This window comes from Burkholderia sp. F1 (assembly GCF_050813845.1).
In the GTDB taxonomy this organism is placed as follows: domain Bacteria; phylum Pseudomonadota; class Gammaproteobacteria; order Burkholderiales; family Burkholderiaceae; genus Burkholderia; species Burkholderia ubonensis.
The window spans coordinates 526636-543344 of sequence record NZ_CP172421.1 but is presented as its reverse complement, the minus strand read 5'-3'; the positions used below and the strand labels follow the sequence as shown (position 1 = coordinate 543344).

Below are 16709 nucleotides of genomic sequence, written 5' to 3'. Positions count from 1 at the left end.
CGACCGGAAACCGCTCGCGCCCCGCATCAGATCGGCTGCGTGCGGGCCTCCAGCCATGCCTTCGCGTCGCCGCTCACGTGCCGGCCGACGCGCTCGCGCACCGTCGCATGGTACGTGTTGAGCCACGCGCGCTCTTCCTCGTGCAGCATTTCGACGAGCACGCAACGCGTGTCGATCGGGCACAGCGTCAGCGTCTCGAATGCGAGGAAATCGCCGAACTCGGTCTGCCCCGCCGCGCGGTTGACGACCAGGTTCTCGATCCGGATGCCCCACTTGCCGGGCCGGTACAGGCCCGGCTCGATCGACGTGATCATCCCCTCTTCCATCGCGGTATACGGCTCGGCCGGCGCGTAATGCGAGATCACCTGCGGGCCTTCGTGCACGTTCAGGAAATAGCCGACGCCGTGACCGGTGCCGTGGCCGTAGTCGAGCCCGGCCGCCCACATCGGCGCGCGCGCGATCGCGTCGAGCATCGGCGAGCGGATGCCGCGCGGGAAACGCGCGCGCGACAGCGCCATCATCGACTTCAGCACGATCGTGAAGTCGCGCCGCTGCAGGTCGCCGACCCTGCCGACCGGCACGACGCGCGTGATGTCGGTCGTGCCGCTCACGTACTGGCCGCCCGAATCGATCAGCAGCAGGCCGTCGCCGGCGATCGTCGCGTGCGACTCCGGCGTCGCGCGGTAATGGGGCATCGCGCCGTTCGCGTTGAAGCCGGCGATCGTCGCGAAGCTCGGCGACACGTAGCCCGGACGGCGCGCGCGCGCGGCCGTGAGCTGCTCGTCGATCGTCAGCTCGGTGATCGTCTCGCGATTCACCGCCTGCTCGAACCATGCGAAGAATTCGGCAAGCGCCGCGCCGTCGTGCTCCATCGTCACGCGCACGTGCTCGATCTCGGCGGACGTCTTGCGCGATTTCGCGAACGTCGACGGATTCACCGCCTCGACGAGCTTTACGCCGGCCGGCACCGCCTCGAGGGTGCCGTAGGTCACGCGGCGCGGGTCGATCAGCAGCGTCGCGCCGTCGGGCAGCGCCGCGAGCGCCGCGCGCGCGGCGTCGTACGCCCGCACGTCGACGCCGTCCTGCGCGAGGGATGCGGCAAGCGCCGGCGACACCTTGCCGCCGGCCACGAACAGCGTCGCGCCGTCAGCGCCGATCAGTGCGTGCGCAACGAATACCGGATTGAAGCTGACGTCCGCGCCGCGCAGGTTGAAGAGCCACGCGAGATCGTCGAGCGTCGACACGAAATGCCACTGCGCGCCCTGCGCGCGCATCGCGCGGCGCACGTCGGCGAGCTTGCTCGCGCGCGTCGTGTCGGCCTGCGGCGCGGCGTGCTCGAACACCGCATCGTCGGGCAACCCCGGCCGCTCGGGCCAGATCGCGTCGAGCAGGTCGAGATCGGTGCGCAGCGCGATGCCGCGCGCGCTCAGCGCGGCGGACAGCGCGCGCGCCGCCGCCATGCCGAGCACCGCGCCGTCGACGCCGACGGTCGCGCCGGCCGGCACGTTCTGCGCGAGCCAGTCGACGTGCGGCGCGCTCTGCTGGCCGCCCGTCATCTTCATCAGCTGCACGCCGCTGCCGGCCAGTTCCGCGTCGGCCTGCACCCAATAGCGGCTGTCGACCCACAGCCCCGCGAAATCGGCGGTGACGACGAGCGTGCCGACCGAGCCCGTGAAGCCCGACAGCCAGCGGCGCGCCTGCCAGCGCTCGGGCAGGTATTCGGACAGGTGGGGATCGGCGGACGGCACGAGATACGCGGCCAGGTTCTCGCGGGCCATCGCGCCGCGCAACAGCGCGAGACGCGCCGGCGCCGACGAGTCTTCAGGAAAACGGGCATTCATGATTTCACCTGCGGGCAATCAGCGACGAGCCGCCAGCGCGACCGTCAAGGCCACGGCGATGAACGCAACGCCGGTGCAGACCGGCCATTCGAGCGTCTCGCCGTCATAAAAGAGTCCCGAGAGATTGCCGGCCATCTTGGCGGCGGCCGCGCCGGCGATGCCGACGAGCGCCACGACCCACCACGTCGGCCGGCCGGTGCGCCGCAACGGGTGCAGCCCCCTGCCGAACAACCCGACGGCCGTTCCCAGAACGATGATTCCAAACCAGTTCATTCAACGCCCCAAACAATTTCAGATTCGTCCCATAGGCGTGAACGACTCCTGCGGCTAGCATCGACTTATCCATCGAACCCGAGATCAGCAGGGTACTTGCCGCGCAACATTCGAGTTTAGGGGCCGACCCGACGCCATGGCAAGCGCTCACCGGCTGTCGTAATGAAGAAATTCCCATGCGAATCGCTCTGATCGATCCGGATGCGCGTCATGCAGCGCTGATGAATCGCCTCCTCTTCGCGGGCGGACACCTCTGCCACCCGTTCCCTTCCAGCGCGCGGTGCCTCGAGTGGCTCGCCACCGAAACCTGCGACCTGCTGATCACCGGCGACTGGGCCGGCGACCAGCCCGCCGAGGAAGTCATTCCCCTCGCCCGCGCGCTCCTGCCCGGCCTGCCCGCGATCGCCGTGATGCGCATGCCGCGCGAAAGCGAGATCGTGTCGTGCCTGCACGCGGGCGCCGACGACTGCATCGCCAGACCGGTGAGCGGCCCCGAACTGCTCGCGCGCGTCAACGCGCTGATGCGGCGCGCGGGCGTCCGGCGCCCGCCGAACCGCTCGCGCGATACGTATGGAGAATACGCATTCGACGCCACGCACTGCCTCGTGCGCTTCGGCGACGAGGTCGTGTCGCTCACGCCGAAGGAATTCCGCTTCGCGCTGCTGCTGTTCGCGAACCTGTCCCGCCCGGTGTCGCGCGCCCATATCCTCGAAACGGTCTGGGCGCGCCGGCGCGACACAAAGTCGCGCACCCTCGACACCCACGCATCCCGGCTGCGCAGCAAGCTGCGGCTGCTCCCGGAGCACGGCTACCGGCTGCTGCCGCTCTACGGCTACGGCTATCAGCTCGACCAGGTACCGATCGAACCCCCGAATCGCCGCCCCAGTCTCGCGGACGCCCGATACGCGTCGAGTGAGGAAATCGCTGAAACGCTATAATATGAGGCTAAACGATAGCCCTTGATATGCAACTCCTCACGATCGGAATCAATCACCACACTGCGCCTGTCGCCCTGCGCGAACGCGTGGCGTTTCCGCTCGAGCAGATCAAGCCGGCTCTCGCGACGTTCAAGAGCGTGTTCCTCGGCCCCCAGGCGCCCAACACGCCCGAAGCGGCGATCCTCTCCACCTGCAACCGCACCGAACTCTACTGCGCGACCGACGACCGTGCGGCGCGCGAGGGCGCGGTGCGCTGGCTGTCGGAGTATCACCGGATTCCGGTCGACGAACTCGCGCCGCACCTGTACGCGCTGCCGCAGTCGGAAGCGGTCCGGCACGCATTCCGCGTCGCGTCGGGCCTCGACTCGATGGTGCTCGGCGAAACCCAGATCCTCGGCCAGCTGAAGGACGCGGTGCGCACCGCGTCGGAAGCCGGCGCGCTCGGCACCTACCTGAACCAGCTGTTCCAGCGCACCTTCGCGGTCGCGAAGGAAGTGCGCGGCACGACCGAAATCGGCGCGCAGTCGGTGTCGATGGCTGCCGCCGCGGTGCGCCTCGCGCAGCGCATCTTCGAAAACGTGGCCGACCAGCGCGTGCTGTTCATCGGCGCCGGCGAAATGATCGAGCTGTGCGCGACGCACTTCGCCGCGCAAGGCCCGCGAGAGCTCGTCGTCGCGAACCGCACCGCCGAGCGCGGCCAGAAGCTCGCCGAACGCTTCAACGGCCGCGCGATGCCGCTGTCGGACCTGCCGGCACGGATGCAGGAGTTCGACATCATCGTGTCGTGCACCGCGTCGACGCTGCCGATCATCGGCCTCGGCGCGGTCGAGCGCGCGGTCAAGGCGCGCCGCCACCGGCCGATCTTCATGGTCGACCTGGCCGTGCCGCGCGACATCGAGCCCGAAGTCGGCAAGCTGAAGGACGTGTTCCTCTACACGGTCGACGATCTCGGCGCGATCGTGCGCGAAGGCAACGCGTCGCGCCAGGCCGCGGTCGCGCAGGCCGAGGCGATCATCGAGACGCGCGTGCAGAATTTCATGCAGTGGCTCGACACGCGCAGCGTCGTGCCGGTGATCCGCCACATGCATACGCAGGCCGACTCGCTGCGCCGCGCCGAAGTCGAGAAGGCCCAGAAGATGCTCACGCGCGGCGACGATCCGGCCGCGGTGCTCGAAGCGCTTTCGCAGGCGCTGACCAACAAGCTGATCCACGGCCCGACGAGCGCGCTCAACCGCGTGAACGGCGCCGACCGCGATTCGCTGATCGACCTGATGCGCGGCTTCTACCAGCACGCGCCGCGCTCGAACGACCAGTCAGGCCACTAGCGCCGACCGATCGCCGCGCCGCCGGCTCGCCAGCCGGCCTATCCTTTCCGAATACCTTGCCCGGGAGCGCCGCTCCACATCATGAAGACGAGCATGCAACGCAAGCTCGACCAGCTTTCCACACGGCTGGCCGAACTGAACGACCTGCTGAGCCGCGAGAACGTCACGGCCGATCTCGACCAGTACCGCAAACTGACCCGCGAGCACGCGGAGCTCGACCCGGTCGTCGGGCAATACGCGCTGTGGCGCCAGTCGCTCAGCGATGAAGCGGCGGCGCAGGAGCTGCTCGGCGATGCGTCGATGCGCGACTTCGCCGAAGACGAGATTCGCAGCGCGCGCGACCGGATGGTCCAGCTCGAGGTCGAGCTGCAGAAGATGCTGCTGCCGAAGGACCCGAACGACGACCGCAACATCTTCCTCGAAATCCGCGCGGGCACCGGCGGCGACGAATCCGCGCTGTTCGCGGGCGACCTGCTGCGCATGTACCTGCGCTTCGCGGAGCGCCAGCGCTGGCAGGTCGAGATGATGTCGGAGAGCGCGTCGGATCTGGGCGGCTACAAGGAAGTGATCGTGCGGATCGCGGGCCAGGGCGCGTACTCGCGCCTGAAGTTCGAATCGGGCGGCCATCGCGTGCAGCGCGTGCCGGCGACCGAGACGCAGGGGCGCATCCACACGTCCGCGTGCACGGTTGCGGTGATGCCGGAAGCCGACGAGATCGGCGAGGTCGAGATCAATCCGGCCGACCTGCGGATCGACACGTTCCGCGCGTCCGGCGCAGGCGGTCAGCACATCAACAAGACCGATTCGGCGGTGCGCGTCACGCACCTGCCGACCGGCATCGTCGTCGAGTGCCAGGACGACCGTTCGCAGCACAAGAACAAGGATCGCGCGCTGAAGGTGCTCGCCGCGCGGATCAAGGACAAGCAGTATCACGAGCAGCACGCGAAGGAAGCCGCGACGCGCAAGAGCCTGATCGGCTCCGGCGACCGCTCCGAACGGATCCGCACGTACAACTTCCCGCAGGGCCGGATGACCGATCACCGGATCAACCTGACGCTCTACAGGCTCGAAGCGATCATGGACGGCGACCTCGACGAGCTGATTGCGGTGCTCGTCAGCGAGCATCAGGCCGAGCAGCTCGCGTCGCTCGGCGACGCCGACTGAGGCACGCGATGAGCGCCACGACCGCCCTCGACCTGCTGCGCGCGTCGCCGCTCGACCCGGTCGACGCGCGCGTGCTGCTCGCGCATGCGCTCGGCTGGACGCGCACGCAGCTGATCACGCGCGCCGACGAGCCGCTCGACGCGGCCGCCGTCGAACGCTATCTCGCGCTCGAGGCGCGCCGCACCGCCGGCGAGCCGGTCGCGCAGCTGGTCGGCATGCGCGAATTCTTCGGCCGGCCGTTCGACGTGACGCCGAGCGTGCTGATTCCGCGCCCGGAAACCGAATTGCTCGTCGAAGCGGCGCTCGATGCGATCGACGGAATCCCGCATCCGGCCGTGCTCGATCTCGGCACCGGCAGCGGCGCGATCGCGGTGTCGATCGCGGCCGAGCGGCCCGATGCACGCGTGTGGGCGCTCGACCGCTCGGGCGAAGCGCTCGCCGTCGCGCGGCGCAACGCGGACAAGCTGCTCGACGCGCACCGCCCCGGCGGGCCGCTGCATTGGCTGCAAAGCGACTGGTACGCGGCGCTCGATCCGGCGCTTGCATTCGACGCGATCGTCAGCAACCCGCCGTACATCGCGCAGCACGACCCGCACCTGTCGCAGGGCGACCTGCGCTTCGAGCCGCGCGGCGCGCTCACCGACGACGCGGACGGCCTCACCGCGATCCGCGCGATCGTCGCCGGCGCCGGCGCGCGCCTGAAGCCGGGCGGCACGCTGTGGATCGAGCACGGCTACGACCAGGCCGAAGCGGTGCGCGCGCTGCTTGCCGCGCATGGCTTCGTCGCGGTCGAATCGCTGGTCGATCTCGCCGCGATCGAGCGCACGACAGGCGGCCGGCGGCCCGGCTGACGGCCGGCCCGCCCGGTTGAAATCCGCTATCATTTCGTTCTAACGCCCCGCTAATGCAAGGTCAGTCATGGACACCCAACAACGTATCAAGCAAATCGTCGACGAAAACCAGGTCGTGCTCTTCATGAAGGGCACCGCGCAATTCCCGATGTGCGGCTTCTCGGGCCGCGCAGTCCAGGTCCTGAAGGCCTGCGGCGTCGACCAGTTCAAGACGGTCAACGTCCTCGAAGACGAAGAAATCCGCCAGGGCATCAAGGAATTCTCGAACTGGCCGACCATCCCGCAGCTGTACGTGAAGGGCGAGTTCGTCGGCGGCTCGGACATCATGATGGAGATGTACCAGTCGGGCGAGCTGCAGCAACTGTTCGCCGCCGCGTAATCCCCCTCCCCCGATGGAACTCCGCAGCGCGCCGCCACGCCGCCTGATCGTCGCGATCACCGGCGCCACCGGCGCGATCTACGGCGTGCGGCTGCTCGACATGCTGCGCGCCGCCGGCGGCGTCGAAACGCATCTGCTGATTTCGAGCGCCGGCTGGCTCAACATCCAGCACGAACTGAAGCTGTCGAAGGCCGACGTCGAGCGCCGCGCGGACGTCGTGCATGCGGTGCGCGACGTCGGCGCGACGATCGCGTCCGGCTCGTTCGCGACCGACGGAATGGTGATCGCGCCGTGCTCGATGAAGACGCTCGCGAGCGTCGCGCACGGGCTGTCGGACAACCTGATCACCCGCGCCGCCGACGTCACGCTGAAAGAACGCCGCCGCCTCGTGCTGATGGTGCGCGAGACGCCGTTCAACCTCGCGCATCTGCGCAACATGACCGCCGTCACCGAGATGGGCGGCATCGTCTTCCCGCCGCTGCCGGCCTTCTACGCGATGCCGAAAACGATCGAGGAGCTCGTCGACCAGACGGTCGCGCGCGTGCTCGACCTGTTCGCGCTCAGCGCGCCGCTGACGACGCCCTGGGAAGGCATCCGGCACGCGCAGTAACGGCGCGCGCCCAACGCGCCCCTTCGCCGTTCTTCGCCCACTCCACCCGCTTCACCCGGCATTCTCAGCCAAGTTCGTCGATTCTCGCCGGCGCTTGCTTCATGGCCCCGTAACGCCCGTCAATTATCAACAATCAAGATCGAATCTAATTCGCATGCGCGGATTTATCAACGACAGGTGTGAGCCTATAGTCACAGGCAACCTCATCGCAGGGCCACCACCATGAACCGCTTGCCTTCGCTCTACCTGTCCCACGGCGCGCCGACGCTGCCGATCGATCCGACGTTGCCGTCCGGCGCGTTCACGCACCTCGGCGCCGAGTTGCCGCGCCCGCGCGCGGTGCTGATGCTGTCCGCGCACTGGGGCACGCAGCAGCCGGTCGCGAGCATCGCGCGGCAGCCGGAAACGATCCACGACTTCTACGGCTTTCCGCGCGCGCTGTACGAGATCCGGTATCCGGCGCCGGGTGCGCCGGACGTCGCCGAACGCGCGGCCGACCTGCTGAACGGGGCGGGCATCACAACCCAAACGGTCGAGCACGGGCTCGATCACGGCGCGTGGGTGCCGATGCTGCTGATGTTCCCGAACGCCGACGTGCCGGTCGCGCAGCTGTCGATCCAGCCGCGCGCGGATGCCGCGCATCACTTCGCGCTCGGCCGCGCGTTGCGGCCGCTGCGCGACGAGGGCGTGATGGTGATCGGCTCCGGCCAGATCACGCACAACCTGCGCGCGGCGGATTTCGGCGCGGCGCCCGAGGATGCCGACCCGCGCGTCGCCGAATTCACCGACTGGTTCGAGGCGAAGCTTGCCGCGCGCGACCTCGACGCGCTGCTCGACTATCGCCGCCAGGCGCCGCACGCGGTGCTGATGCACCCGACCGACGAGCACCTGCTGCCGGTGTTCGCGGCGCTCGGCGCCGCGGACGACGATTACCGGCTCGGCATCCAGTCGCTCGGCACCTACCAGCGCGTGCTGGCGATGACGAACTACGTGTTCGCCGGCGCGAACGACTGACCGGCGCCCGCCCAAACAAAAAGCCCGTTCGAGCCAGGCTCGAACGGGCTTTTTTCCGTCCCCTGCCGCCGCCGATTCCGGCGGCAGGTCGGCATGCGTCAGGCGCCGATCCCTTCGAGGATCTCGTCGCGCGTTTCGCGCTCGTCGAGATACTCGGTGCGGTAGCCCGTGTTCACGCCCCAGAAGTAGAACACCAGCGAGATCGCCGCCACGATGACCATGTCCCAGCCGTACGGCAGGACACCGTGGCCGCCGAACTCCTTGCTGCCGATCAGCGACAGCACGGCCATCGTCGGCAGGTAGGCGACGAGCCACCATGCGGCCTTCAGGTCGCGGCCCCAGCCGCTCCAGCCCGCCTTGGCCTGGAAGTAGAAGTACACCGGCAGCGCGACGATCATCAGCAGGATGATTTCGCCGGTCAGCGGCCACTTCGCCCAGTACAGGATCAGCGACGCGCAGACGAACGCGAACGGCGCGATCAGCTTCATCAGCGGGATCGACAGCGGACGCTCGATGTCGGTCGCCGCGCGGCGCAGCGCCATCAGGCTGATCGGGCCGGTCAGGTACGAGATCACCGTCGCGACCGAGATCACCGCCGCGAGCGAGCTCCAGCCGCGGAAGAAGAACAGGAAGATGAACGAGACCAGCAGGTTGAACCACATCGCCTGGCGCGGCACGCCGTACAGCGGGTGCACGTTGCCGAACATCTTCGGCATCGTGTTGTTGCGCTCCATCGCATAGATCATGCGGGTCGTGGTCGCCATGTAGGTCGTGCCGGTGCCGCTCGGGCTGATGAACGCGTCGACGTACAGCATGATCGCGAGCCAGTTCAGGTTCAGCGCGATCGCCAGCTCGGCGAACGGCGACGAGAAGTTGAAGTGCGCCCAGCCCTTTGCGACGTCGGCCGGATTCACCGAGCCGATGTACGCGACCTGCAGCAGCACGTAGATCACGAGCGCGATCAGGATCGACGAGATCACCGCGAACGGCACGCTGCGCGACGGATTGCGCGCTTCGCCGGCGAGGTTCACCGGGCTCTGGAAGCCGTTGAACGCGAACACGATGCCGCTCGTCGCGACCGCGGTCAGCACCGCCGACCAGCCGTACGGCGCGAAGCTGTCGTTCGTCGCCATGCCGAGGTTCTCCGAATGGAAGCTCGACAGCATCAGGCCGGCGATCGTCAGGCCGGGGATCAGGAACTTGAAGATCGTGATCGCCGTGTTCGCGCGCGCGAACGCCTTCACGCCCCAGTAGTTCAGCAGGAAGTAGATGACGACGAGCACGGCCGACAGCAGCAGGCCCGGTGTCGTCAGCTCTCCGTTCACGAACAGGCTGTGCGCCCAGTCATACGGCCACGTGCTCATGTACTGGATCGACGCCTCGGCCTCGATCGGAATCACCGACACGATCGCGATCCAGTTCGCCCATGCGCTGATGAAGCCCACCAGCGACCCGTGCGAGTAGCGCGCGTAGCGCACCATGCCGCCCGACTCGGGGAACATCGCGCCCAGTTCGGCGTACGTCAGCGCAATCGCGAGAATCACGACCGCGCCGATGATCCATGCGCAGATCGCCGCCGGGCCGGCGATCTTCGCGGCTTTCCAGGCGCCGAACAGCCAGCCCGAGCCGATAATCGAACCCAGCCCCGTCAGCATCAGTGCAAACGGGCCGATGTTCCGTTGAATAGAACTCTTCACATCCTCTCCTGTGTCTCAAAAAGCATGGTCGGTCCGCAGCCCGGGATCGGCTCGAACTGCACCGCGCACGCATTCTTGGGGGGACGGATCACTCGGTCGGAGCAACCCGGTCCACGCGGCGCGTAGTTTAACGGTTGCACCTGTACAATTGCGCCAAAATCGATTGGCCCCTACAAAAAATCCGGGAAAACCGCAATATTTGTAAGCTCCAAACTCGGAATAACCCTGAGTACATGGAAATCCGGTTGACCGCGCGGCGAATTCGCCGTATAAAGATCCACGCAGGATTTCAAGCGGCGAGTGAATTGGTTCTTTCGTAGTTCGCCCATCAACGGTACTCCGGTTGGTCCCATTACCCCTTCCTTGAATTTCCGCGCCCAATGGGCTTCGGCCCCGTTTTATCTTTTTAGGAACAAGTAACATGGCAACCGGTACCGTCAAGTGGTTCAATGACGCTAAGGGCTTCGGCTTCATCACCCCGGAAGGCGGCGGCGACGATCTGTTCGCGCACTTCTCGGAAATCCGCGTCGAAGGCTTCAAGACGCTGCAAGAAAACCAGAAGGTCGAATTCGAAGTGAAGACGGGCCCGAAGGGTCTGCAAGCTGCGAACATTCGCCCGCTGTAAGTTCAGCGCGAGAATTCGTCTGAAAGAAAAAGCCCCGCTTCGGCGGGGCTTTTTTTGTTTCGTCGCCGGCGGCGCTCAGCCGAACAGGCGCTGCGCGTGGATGCCGAGACCGGTCGCCACGCTCGCCAGCCGGTCGCCGAACACCGGCTGCGCATCCGCGAACGCCGCCGCGAGCGCGCCCGACAGGAACGCCAGCCCGGTCGAGCCGCCCGTGAAGTACAGCGCGCCGACGTCGCGCGGCGCCACGCCGGCGAGCCGCACCGTCTCGCGCGCGGCGTCGACGATCCGCGCGGTGTCGTCGCGGCTCGCGTCGACCAGCCGGTCCGCGTCGAACGCGATCTGCAGGTCCTCCTCGACGTCGTTCAGGTCGATCATCGTCTCCCCGCCCGCCGCGACGCCGATCTTCGCTTCTTCGGCACGCGCCATCAGCGCATGGCCGAGCCGCAGCTCGACCACTCGCGCGAGCCGCTCGAAGTGCCGCGCGTCGACGTACAGGTGCTTCATCAGCTTCAGCTCGCCGAGCCGCTTCGGCGTATAGACCGTGTTGATCAGGTGCCAGGTCGCAAGATCGAAATAGGTCCGGTTCGGCAGCTCGCGCCCTTCCGGGTCGAGCGAGCGGTAGCCGAACGCCGGCAGGATCGCGGACAGCTCGACGCGGCGGTCGTAGTCGGTGCCGGCGACGTGCACGCCGTGGTGCGCGAGCACGTCGTCCTTGCGCTCGAGGCGCGCCATCCGCTGCGGGCCGACCCGCACCAGCGAGAAGTCGGACGTGCCGCCGCCGATGTCGGCGACGAGCACCAGCCGCTCGTCGCGCTGGCGCGACTCGTAGTCGAACGCGGCGGCGATCGGCTCGTACTGGAAATGCACATCGGCAAAGCCGACCGCGCGCGCAGCCGCTTCGAGCTGATCCTGCGCGAGACGGTCGGCGCGCGGGTCGTCGTCGACGAAGAACACCGGCCGGCCGAGCACCGCGCGACCGATCGGCGCGCCCGAGCGGGCTTCCGCCTTGCGCTTCAGGTGCGTGAGGAAGCGCGCGATGATTTCCGTGTACGCGATCGCGGAGCCGTCGCCGAGATCGGTCGTCGTCTCCGCCAGCGGCGAGCCGAGGATGCTCTTCATCGAGCGCATCAGGCGTCCGTCGAAGCCGTCGATGTAGGACGCGAGCGCCGCGCGGCCGTATTCGACCGTCTCCTCGTCGTTGTTGAAGAAAATGGCGGTCGGCAGCGTCAGGTGGTCGCCCTCGACGGGCGCGAGCCGCATGCCGTCGCCGTCGGGCAGCGCCACAGCGGAATTGGACGTGCCGAAGTCGATCGCGCAGTAAGTCATGGGAAGGTGCCGCCGCATGGCCGGCGCGAAAACGGAAAGGACGGGCTTTTTAACATGAAGCCCGCGGGATCACAACCGCAAGCGGCGCGCAGTGCCGGGATGGGCCGGCCCGATGAATTCGGGGCCACAACGCCCGTCGGGCGGGCGTCGCGAGCCCTTGCCGCGGCTTGCCCGGGCCGACGCTCAAGCGTGAGCTTCGGCCCGGCCGACGGGCCTTCGCGTCAGGCCGCCGTCTCGAAGCCCTTCTTCCACGCGCCCGCGTACACCACGTCGCCGATCGGATGACGCGTGCGCGGCGCCTTCTCGCGATCGCGCAGCACCGGATCGAGCTTGTCGGCGTCCCCATAATGGCCGATCGAGATCAGCGCCGGGATCGCGACATCCTCGGGAATCGCGAACGCGTCGCGGAACGCATTTGCGTCGAAGCCGCTCATCTGGTGCGCCGCGAGCCCCAGCGCATGCGCCTGCAGCACCAGCGACAGCGCGGCCGCGCCCGCGTCGTACAGCGCGGTCGGCGCCGGCTCGCCCTTCTGCGTGAGCGTATGCGCGGCCACCGCGATCAGCACCGGCGCCGGCGCATTCCAGCCCTGGTTGAACGGCACCAGCGTCGCGAACGCGCGCTTGAATGCGACCTCGTCGCGCGTGCGATCGAACACGATGAAGCGCCACGGCTGCGCGTTGTAGGCCGACGGCGCCCAGCGCGCCGCCTCCAGCACCGCGCGCAGGTGCTCGGCGCTGACCGGCGCGTTCGAATAGGCGCGCGGGCTCCAGCGGCCCGCGATCAATTCGTGAATCGAAACAGTAGTAGGAGCAGGTTTGACCGACATGCGGATCCTCGCTGATATCGATGAAAGGGCGCGAACGCCCGGCGAACCGCAAGCATAACCGGTTGCGCGCCGGCGCGCCCGCCCCTGCCGATCAATGCAAATCGCCAAACCTGCGTTGCCGGCGTCAGACCGGCTGCGCCGCCGCGCGCGCCGTGCCGCGGTTGATGCGCAGCACGATCAGCGCGCCGACGATGCACAGCCCGCCCGAGATCATCGACGCGATCGTGTAGGTGCCGAGGCTCGCGCGCAGCATCCCCGCGCCGAGCGCCGCGAACGCCGCGCCGAGCTGGTGGCCGGCGACGATCCAGCCGAACACGACCGGCGCGGCCGCCTTGCCGAACACGTCGGTCGCGAGCCGCACGGTCGGCGGCACCGTCGCGATCCAGTCGAGCCCGTAGAACATCGCGAACAGCGGCAGCCCGAAGAAGTCGATGCCGAACGCATGCGGCAGGTAGATCAGCGACAGCCCGCGCAACCCGTAGTACCAGAACAGCAGCACGCGGTTGTCGTAGCGGTCCGACAGCCAGCCCGACAGCGTCGTGCCGAACAGGTCGAACACGCCCATCGCGGCGAGCAGCGACGCGCCCTGCACTTCGGTCATCCCGTAGTCGCTGCACATCGCGATCAGGTGGGTGCCGACGTAGCCGTTGGTGCTCGCGCCGCAGATGAAGAAGCTGAAGAACAGCAGCCAGAAGTCGCGCGAGCGGCTCGCGGTCAGCAGCGTGCGGAGCGCGACGGCGAGCGGGTTCTCCTTCGTCGCTTCGGCGGCCGGCGGCGCATCGGCCGGCTCGCCGTACGGACGCTGCCGCACGTCGGCCGGGCGCTCGGGCAGCAGGAACGCGACCAGCGGAATCACGATCGCCGCCGCCACCGCGACGACCAGCACGACCGGCCGCCAGCCGTGCCGCTGCGCGATCGCCGCGAGCATCGGCAGGAACACGAGCTGGCCGGTCGCCGTGCTCGCGGTCAGCACCCCCATCACGAGGCCGCGCCGCGCGTGGAACCAGCGCGTGACGAAGGTCGCCGACAGCGTCAGCGCGACGACGCCCGTCGAGCTGCCGACCATCAGGCCCCAGATCAGCACCATCTGCCAGCTCTGCGTCATCATCGACGACAGCGCGACGCCCGCGCTCATCGTCGCGAGCGCGGTGAGGATCGTCGGCCGCAGCCCGAAGCGCTGCATCGCCGCCGCCGCGAACGGACCCGTCAGCCCGTACAGCGCGATGTTCACCGAAATCGCCAGCGAGATTGCCGCGCGACTCCAGCCGAGCTCCCGTTCGAGCGGGACCATCAGCACGCTCGGCGTCGCGCGCGTGCCGGCCGCCGCCAGCAGGATCAGGAATACCACCGCCGCCGCGAGCCATCCGTAGTGGAAACGCCCGCCGATTCGTCTTGCTGCCCAGTTCATGTCTGACTTCTCCTGACGACCGGACTTGGCGCTTCAGCGCTTGATCCGGTCCCATGCAAAACGGGCCACCTCCGCCGCACGCCACGTCGGCCGGCCCGGGCCGACGTCTGGCGGTTGTCATTTATCCGATCGAATTGTTACCGATCGGTCACAAGTGTGTTGCGATCGTAGTTTCCAGTCGGTAACATGTCAAGCATTCAATTTCGACATCGAGGGCAACATGTCCGACATCGAGGCCGCCAAGCCCGCGTCGCGACGCGCGCGACAGGCGATCCCGGGCGCCGCCGCGCAGGAGCATCTGCTGCGCGCCGCCGAGGAGCTGTTTTACAAGGAAGGGGTGCGCGCGGTCGGCATCGAGGCCGTCGTGGAACTCGCGGGCGTCAACAAGATGAGCCTGTACCGCCAGTTCTCGTCGAAGGACGAGCTGGTCCTCGCGTACCTGGAGCGGATGGATGCGTGCTTTTTCGAGCGCTTCGACGCGAGCGTCGCGAAGCATCCCGGCCAGCCGAAGGCGCAGCTGGTCCAGTATTTCGTCGATCTCGCCGAGCGCGCGTCGCAGAAGGACTATCGCGGCTGCCCGTTCGTGAACGTCGCGGCGGAATTCCCGGACGCATCGCATCCGGCGCGCGAACGCGTCGCGCAGAACAAGGAACGGCTGATGGCGCGGCTCGTGGCGCTGTGCGAAAGCGCCGGCGCACGCGCGCCGGCGAAGCTCGCCGATTCGCTCGCGCTCGTGATCGAGGGGATTTATGCGGCAAGCCAGACGTATCGGCACGGAGAAACGCCGATCGGCATCGCGCCCGAGCTCGTCACGCAGCTGATCGAGGCCGCTTGCGCGTGATCAACGGCGAACAGGCCGCGCGACGCGCTGGGCCGCGCGGCCTCCCGCTACAATGCGACTCCCGCTGCCCCCACCCCGCACCGCCATGACCGACGCCCGCCCCGATTCGCACGACGACATCCTCGCCGCCACCCGGCACTGGCTCGCGCGCGCGGTGATCGGGCTCAATCTGTGCCCGTTTGCGAAGAGCGTGTACGTGAAGGATCAGGTGCGCTATGCGATCAGCGAAGCCGCGACGCTCGAGGACGCGCTCGCCGATCTCGAGACCGAACTGCGCCGGCTCGACGCCGCCGACCCGCAGCAGGTCGACACGACGCTCGTGATCTACCCGCATGCGTTCGCGGATTTCCTCGACTACAACGACGCGCTGTTCTTCGCCGACCGGCTCGTCCGGCAACTGAAGCTCGACGGCGTGCTGCAGATCGCGAGCTTCCATCCGCGCTACCAGTTCGACGGCACGGAGCCGGACGACATCGAGAACTATACGAACCGCGCGCCTTATCCGATCCTGCACCTGCTGCGCGAGGACAGCATCGCACGCGCGGCCGACGCGTTCCCGGACGCGTCCGCGATCTACGAAAGGAACCAGGAAACCCTGCGCCGCCTCGGCCACGACGGCTGGCGCGACTGGATGAACCGCCCCGGCGACGACGTCTGAGCGGGCGTCGCGTCGCCGCCGCGCCCCGGCCGAACGTGACTCAGCGGCTCAGTGAGCGGCCGGCGCCGTTTCCTCGCCGCCCTGCGGCACGAAGAACCGCTCGCGCAGCTCCGCCAGCCCGAACATGTCGAGGATCTCGTTGAGCCGCTCGCTCGGCCGCCGGCGCGGCAGGTTCTTGTACTGCGCGATGATCAGCTCGTTCTTCATCGAGTGCTCCCAGCCGACTAGCTCGGTCACGCTGACCTGGTAGCCGTGCGCTTCGAGCTGCAGGCAGCGCAGCACGTTGGTGATCTGGCTGCCGAATTCGCGCGTGTGCAGCGGATGCCGCCACACCTCGGTCAGCGCGCTCGCGAGCGACTTGCCCTTGTTCCGGCGCAGCACGCCCGCGATTTCCGCCTGGCAGCACGGCACCAGCACGATGTGCCGCGCGCGCTTCGCGAGCGCGAAGCGGATCGCGTCGTCGGTCGCCGTGTCGCACGCGTGCAGTGCGGTGACGACGTCGACCGTTTCGGGCAGCTGCGGCGACGTGATCGAATCGGCGACCGACAGGTTCAGGAACGACATCCCGCCGAACCCCAGCCGGGCGGCGAGCGCGGTCGAGCGCGCGACCAGCTCCTCGCGCGTCTCGATCCCGTAGATGTGCGACGCGAACGCCGGCGTGCCGTGTCCCGGCTGCTGCTTGAAAAACAGGTCGTACAGGATGAAGCCGAGATACGACTTGCCCGCGCCGTGGTCGACGAGCGTCACGGCGCCCTGGTCGGCCTGCACGCCGGCGAGCAGCGGCTCGATGAACTGGAACAGGTGATAGACCTGCTTCAGCTTGCGGCGGCTGTCCTGGTTCAGCTTGCCGTCGCGGGTCAGGATGTGCAGTTCCTTCAGCAGCTCGACGGACTGCTCCGGACGAATTTCGTGGGTTATGTTCGACATCTGGA

The 16709-nt window shown here is 68.0% G+C and carries 17 protein-coding genes; 10 read left to right on the top strand and 7 right to left on the bottom strand.

Annotated elements, in window-relative coordinates; all coding sequences use genetic code 11:
• Nucleotides 1-26: 26 nt before the first annotated feature.
• On the bottom strand, nucleotides 27-1841 hold the full coding sequence (locus tag ACFIMZ_RS02680; RefSeq protein ID WP_431821278.1) for an aminopeptidase P family protein: 1815 nt from the start codon (nucleotides 1839-1841) through the stop codon (nucleotides 27-29).
• An 18-nt stretch (nucleotides 1842-1859) separates the two neighbouring features.
• Nucleotides 1860-2114: a hypothetical protein gene (locus ACFIMZ_RS02675; RefSeq protein WP_431821277.1), complete on the bottom strand. Its 255-nt coding sequence runs from the start codon at nucleotides 2112-2114 to the stop codon at nucleotides 1860-1862.
• 176 nt (nucleotides 2115-2290) lie between these two features.
• Here ACFIMZ_RS02675 and ACFIMZ_RS02670 point away from each other — a divergent pair, with 176 nt between their 5' ends.
• The 7 genes from ACFIMZ_RS02670 to ACFIMZ_RS02640 all read left to right on the top strand — a co-directional run bounded on the left by ACFIMZ_RS02670 (nucleotide 2291) and on the right by ACFIMZ_RS02640 (nucleotide 8395).
• A complete protein-coding gene (locus ACFIMZ_RS02670; protein WP_431821276.1) occupies nucleotides 2291-3052 on the top strand; it encodes a response regulator transcription factor in 762 nt (253 codons plus the stop codon).
• Between the two features lie 26 nt (nucleotides 3053-3078).
• Nucleotides 3079-4377, top strand: a complete 1299-nt coding sequence (gene hemA, locus ACFIMZ_RS02665; protein WP_431821275.1) for a glutamyl-tRNA reductase — start codon at nucleotides 3079-3081, stop codon at nucleotides 4375-4377.
• Between the two features lie 81 nt (nucleotides 4378-4458).
• Nucleotides 4459-5541: a peptide chain release factor 1 gene (gene prfA / locus ACFIMZ_RS02660; protein WP_084900302.1), complete on the top strand. Its 1083-nt coding sequence runs from the start codon at nucleotides 4459-4461 to the stop codon at nucleotides 5539-5541.
• Nucleotides 5542-5549: 8 nt separating this feature from the next.
• Complete coding sequence (gene prmC / locus ACFIMZ_RS02655) at nucleotides 5550-6392, top strand: peptide chain release factor N(5)-glutamine methyltransferase (RefSeq protein WP_431821274.1); 843 nt, start codon at nucleotides 5550-5552, stop codon at nucleotides 6390-6392.
• 67 nt (nucleotides 6393-6459) lie between these two features.
• Nucleotides 6460-6771: a Grx4 family monothiol glutaredoxin gene (gene grxD, locus ACFIMZ_RS02650; RefSeq protein WP_010092833.1), complete on the top strand. Its 312-nt coding sequence runs from the start codon at nucleotides 6460-6462 to the stop codon at nucleotides 6769-6771.
• Between the two features lie 13 nt (nucleotides 6772-6784).
• Nucleotides 6785-7381: a UbiX family flavin prenyltransferase gene (locus ACFIMZ_RS02645; protein ID WP_431821273.1), complete on the top strand. Its 597-nt coding sequence runs from the start codon at nucleotides 6785-6787 to the stop codon at nucleotides 7379-7381.
• 222 nt (nucleotides 7382-7603) lie between these two features.
• Entirely contained in the window at nucleotides 7604-8395 is a 792-nt protein-coding gene (locus tag ACFIMZ_RS02640) for a DODA-type extradiol aromatic ring-opening family dioxygenase (RefSeq protein WP_431821272.1), read from the top strand.
• Nucleotides 8396-8493: 98 nt separating this feature from the next.
• Here ACFIMZ_RS02640 and ACFIMZ_RS02635 read toward each other — a convergent pair whose 3' ends face one another.
• On the bottom strand, nucleotides 8494-10092 hold the full coding sequence (locus ACFIMZ_RS02635) for an APC family permease (protein ID WP_431821271.1): 1599 nt from the start codon (nucleotides 10090-10092) through the stop codon (nucleotides 8494-8496).
• A 421-nt stretch (nucleotides 10093-10513) separates the two neighbouring features.
• Here ACFIMZ_RS02635 and ACFIMZ_RS02630 point away from each other — a divergent pair, with 421 nt between their 5' ends.
• On the top strand, nucleotides 10514-10717 hold the full coding sequence (locus ACFIMZ_RS02630; protein ID WP_006400508.1) for a cold-shock protein: 204 nt from the start codon (nucleotides 10514-10516) through the stop codon (nucleotides 10715-10717).
• A 75-nt stretch (nucleotides 10718-10792) separates the two neighbouring features.
• Here ACFIMZ_RS02630 and ACFIMZ_RS02625 read toward each other — a convergent pair whose 3' ends face one another.
• From ACFIMZ_RS02625 to ACFIMZ_RS02615, 3 genes are all read right to left on the bottom strand, one after another.
• Nucleotides 10793-12043: an Hsp70 family protein gene (locus tag ACFIMZ_RS02625; protein ID WP_431821270.1), complete on the bottom strand. Its 1251-nt coding sequence runs from the start codon at nucleotides 12041-12043 to the stop codon at nucleotides 10793-10795.
• Nucleotides 12044-12264: 221 nt separating this feature from the next.
• A complete protein-coding gene (locus ACFIMZ_RS02620) occupies nucleotides 12265-12870 on the bottom strand; it encodes a nitroreductase family protein (protein ID WP_431821269.1) in 606 nt (201 codons plus the stop codon).
• 124 nt (nucleotides 12871-12994) lie between these two features.
• Complete coding sequence (locus ACFIMZ_RS02615) at nucleotides 12995-14278, bottom strand: MFS transporter (RefSeq protein ID WP_431821268.1); 1284 nt, start codon at nucleotides 14276-14278, stop codon at nucleotides 12995-12997.
• A 220-nt stretch (nucleotides 14279-14498) separates the two neighbouring features.
• On the opposite strand from ACFIMZ_RS02615, the gene ACFIMZ_RS02610 reads away from it, so the two are divergent.
• Together ACFIMZ_RS02610 and ACFIMZ_RS02605 are read left to right on the top strand one after the other, a co-directional pair.
• Nucleotides 14499-15119 carry a TetR/AcrR family transcriptional regulator gene (locus tag ACFIMZ_RS02610; RefSeq protein WP_431821267.1) on the top strand — a complete coding sequence of 207 codons (621 nt, stop codon included), beginning with the start codon at nucleotides 14499-14501 and terminating at the stop codon, nucleotides 15117-15119.
• Nucleotides 15120-15204: 85 nt separating this feature from the next.
• Nucleotides 15205-15777 (top strand): DUF1415 domain-containing protein, encoded by a 573-nt coding sequence (locus ACFIMZ_RS02605; protein ID WP_431821266.1) that lies wholly within the window; start codon nucleotides 15205-15207, stop codon nucleotides 15775-15777.
• A gap of 48 nt (nucleotides 15778-15825) precedes the next feature.
• Here the strand turns inward: ACFIMZ_RS02605 and ACFIMZ_RS02600 are convergent, their stop codons facing one another.
• On the bottom strand, nucleotides 15826-16704 hold the full coding sequence (locus ACFIMZ_RS02600; RefSeq protein WP_431821265.1) for a class I SAM-dependent methyltransferase: 879 nt from the start codon (nucleotides 16702-16704) through the stop codon (nucleotides 15826-15828).
• Nucleotides 16705-16709: the final 5 nt, after the last annotated feature.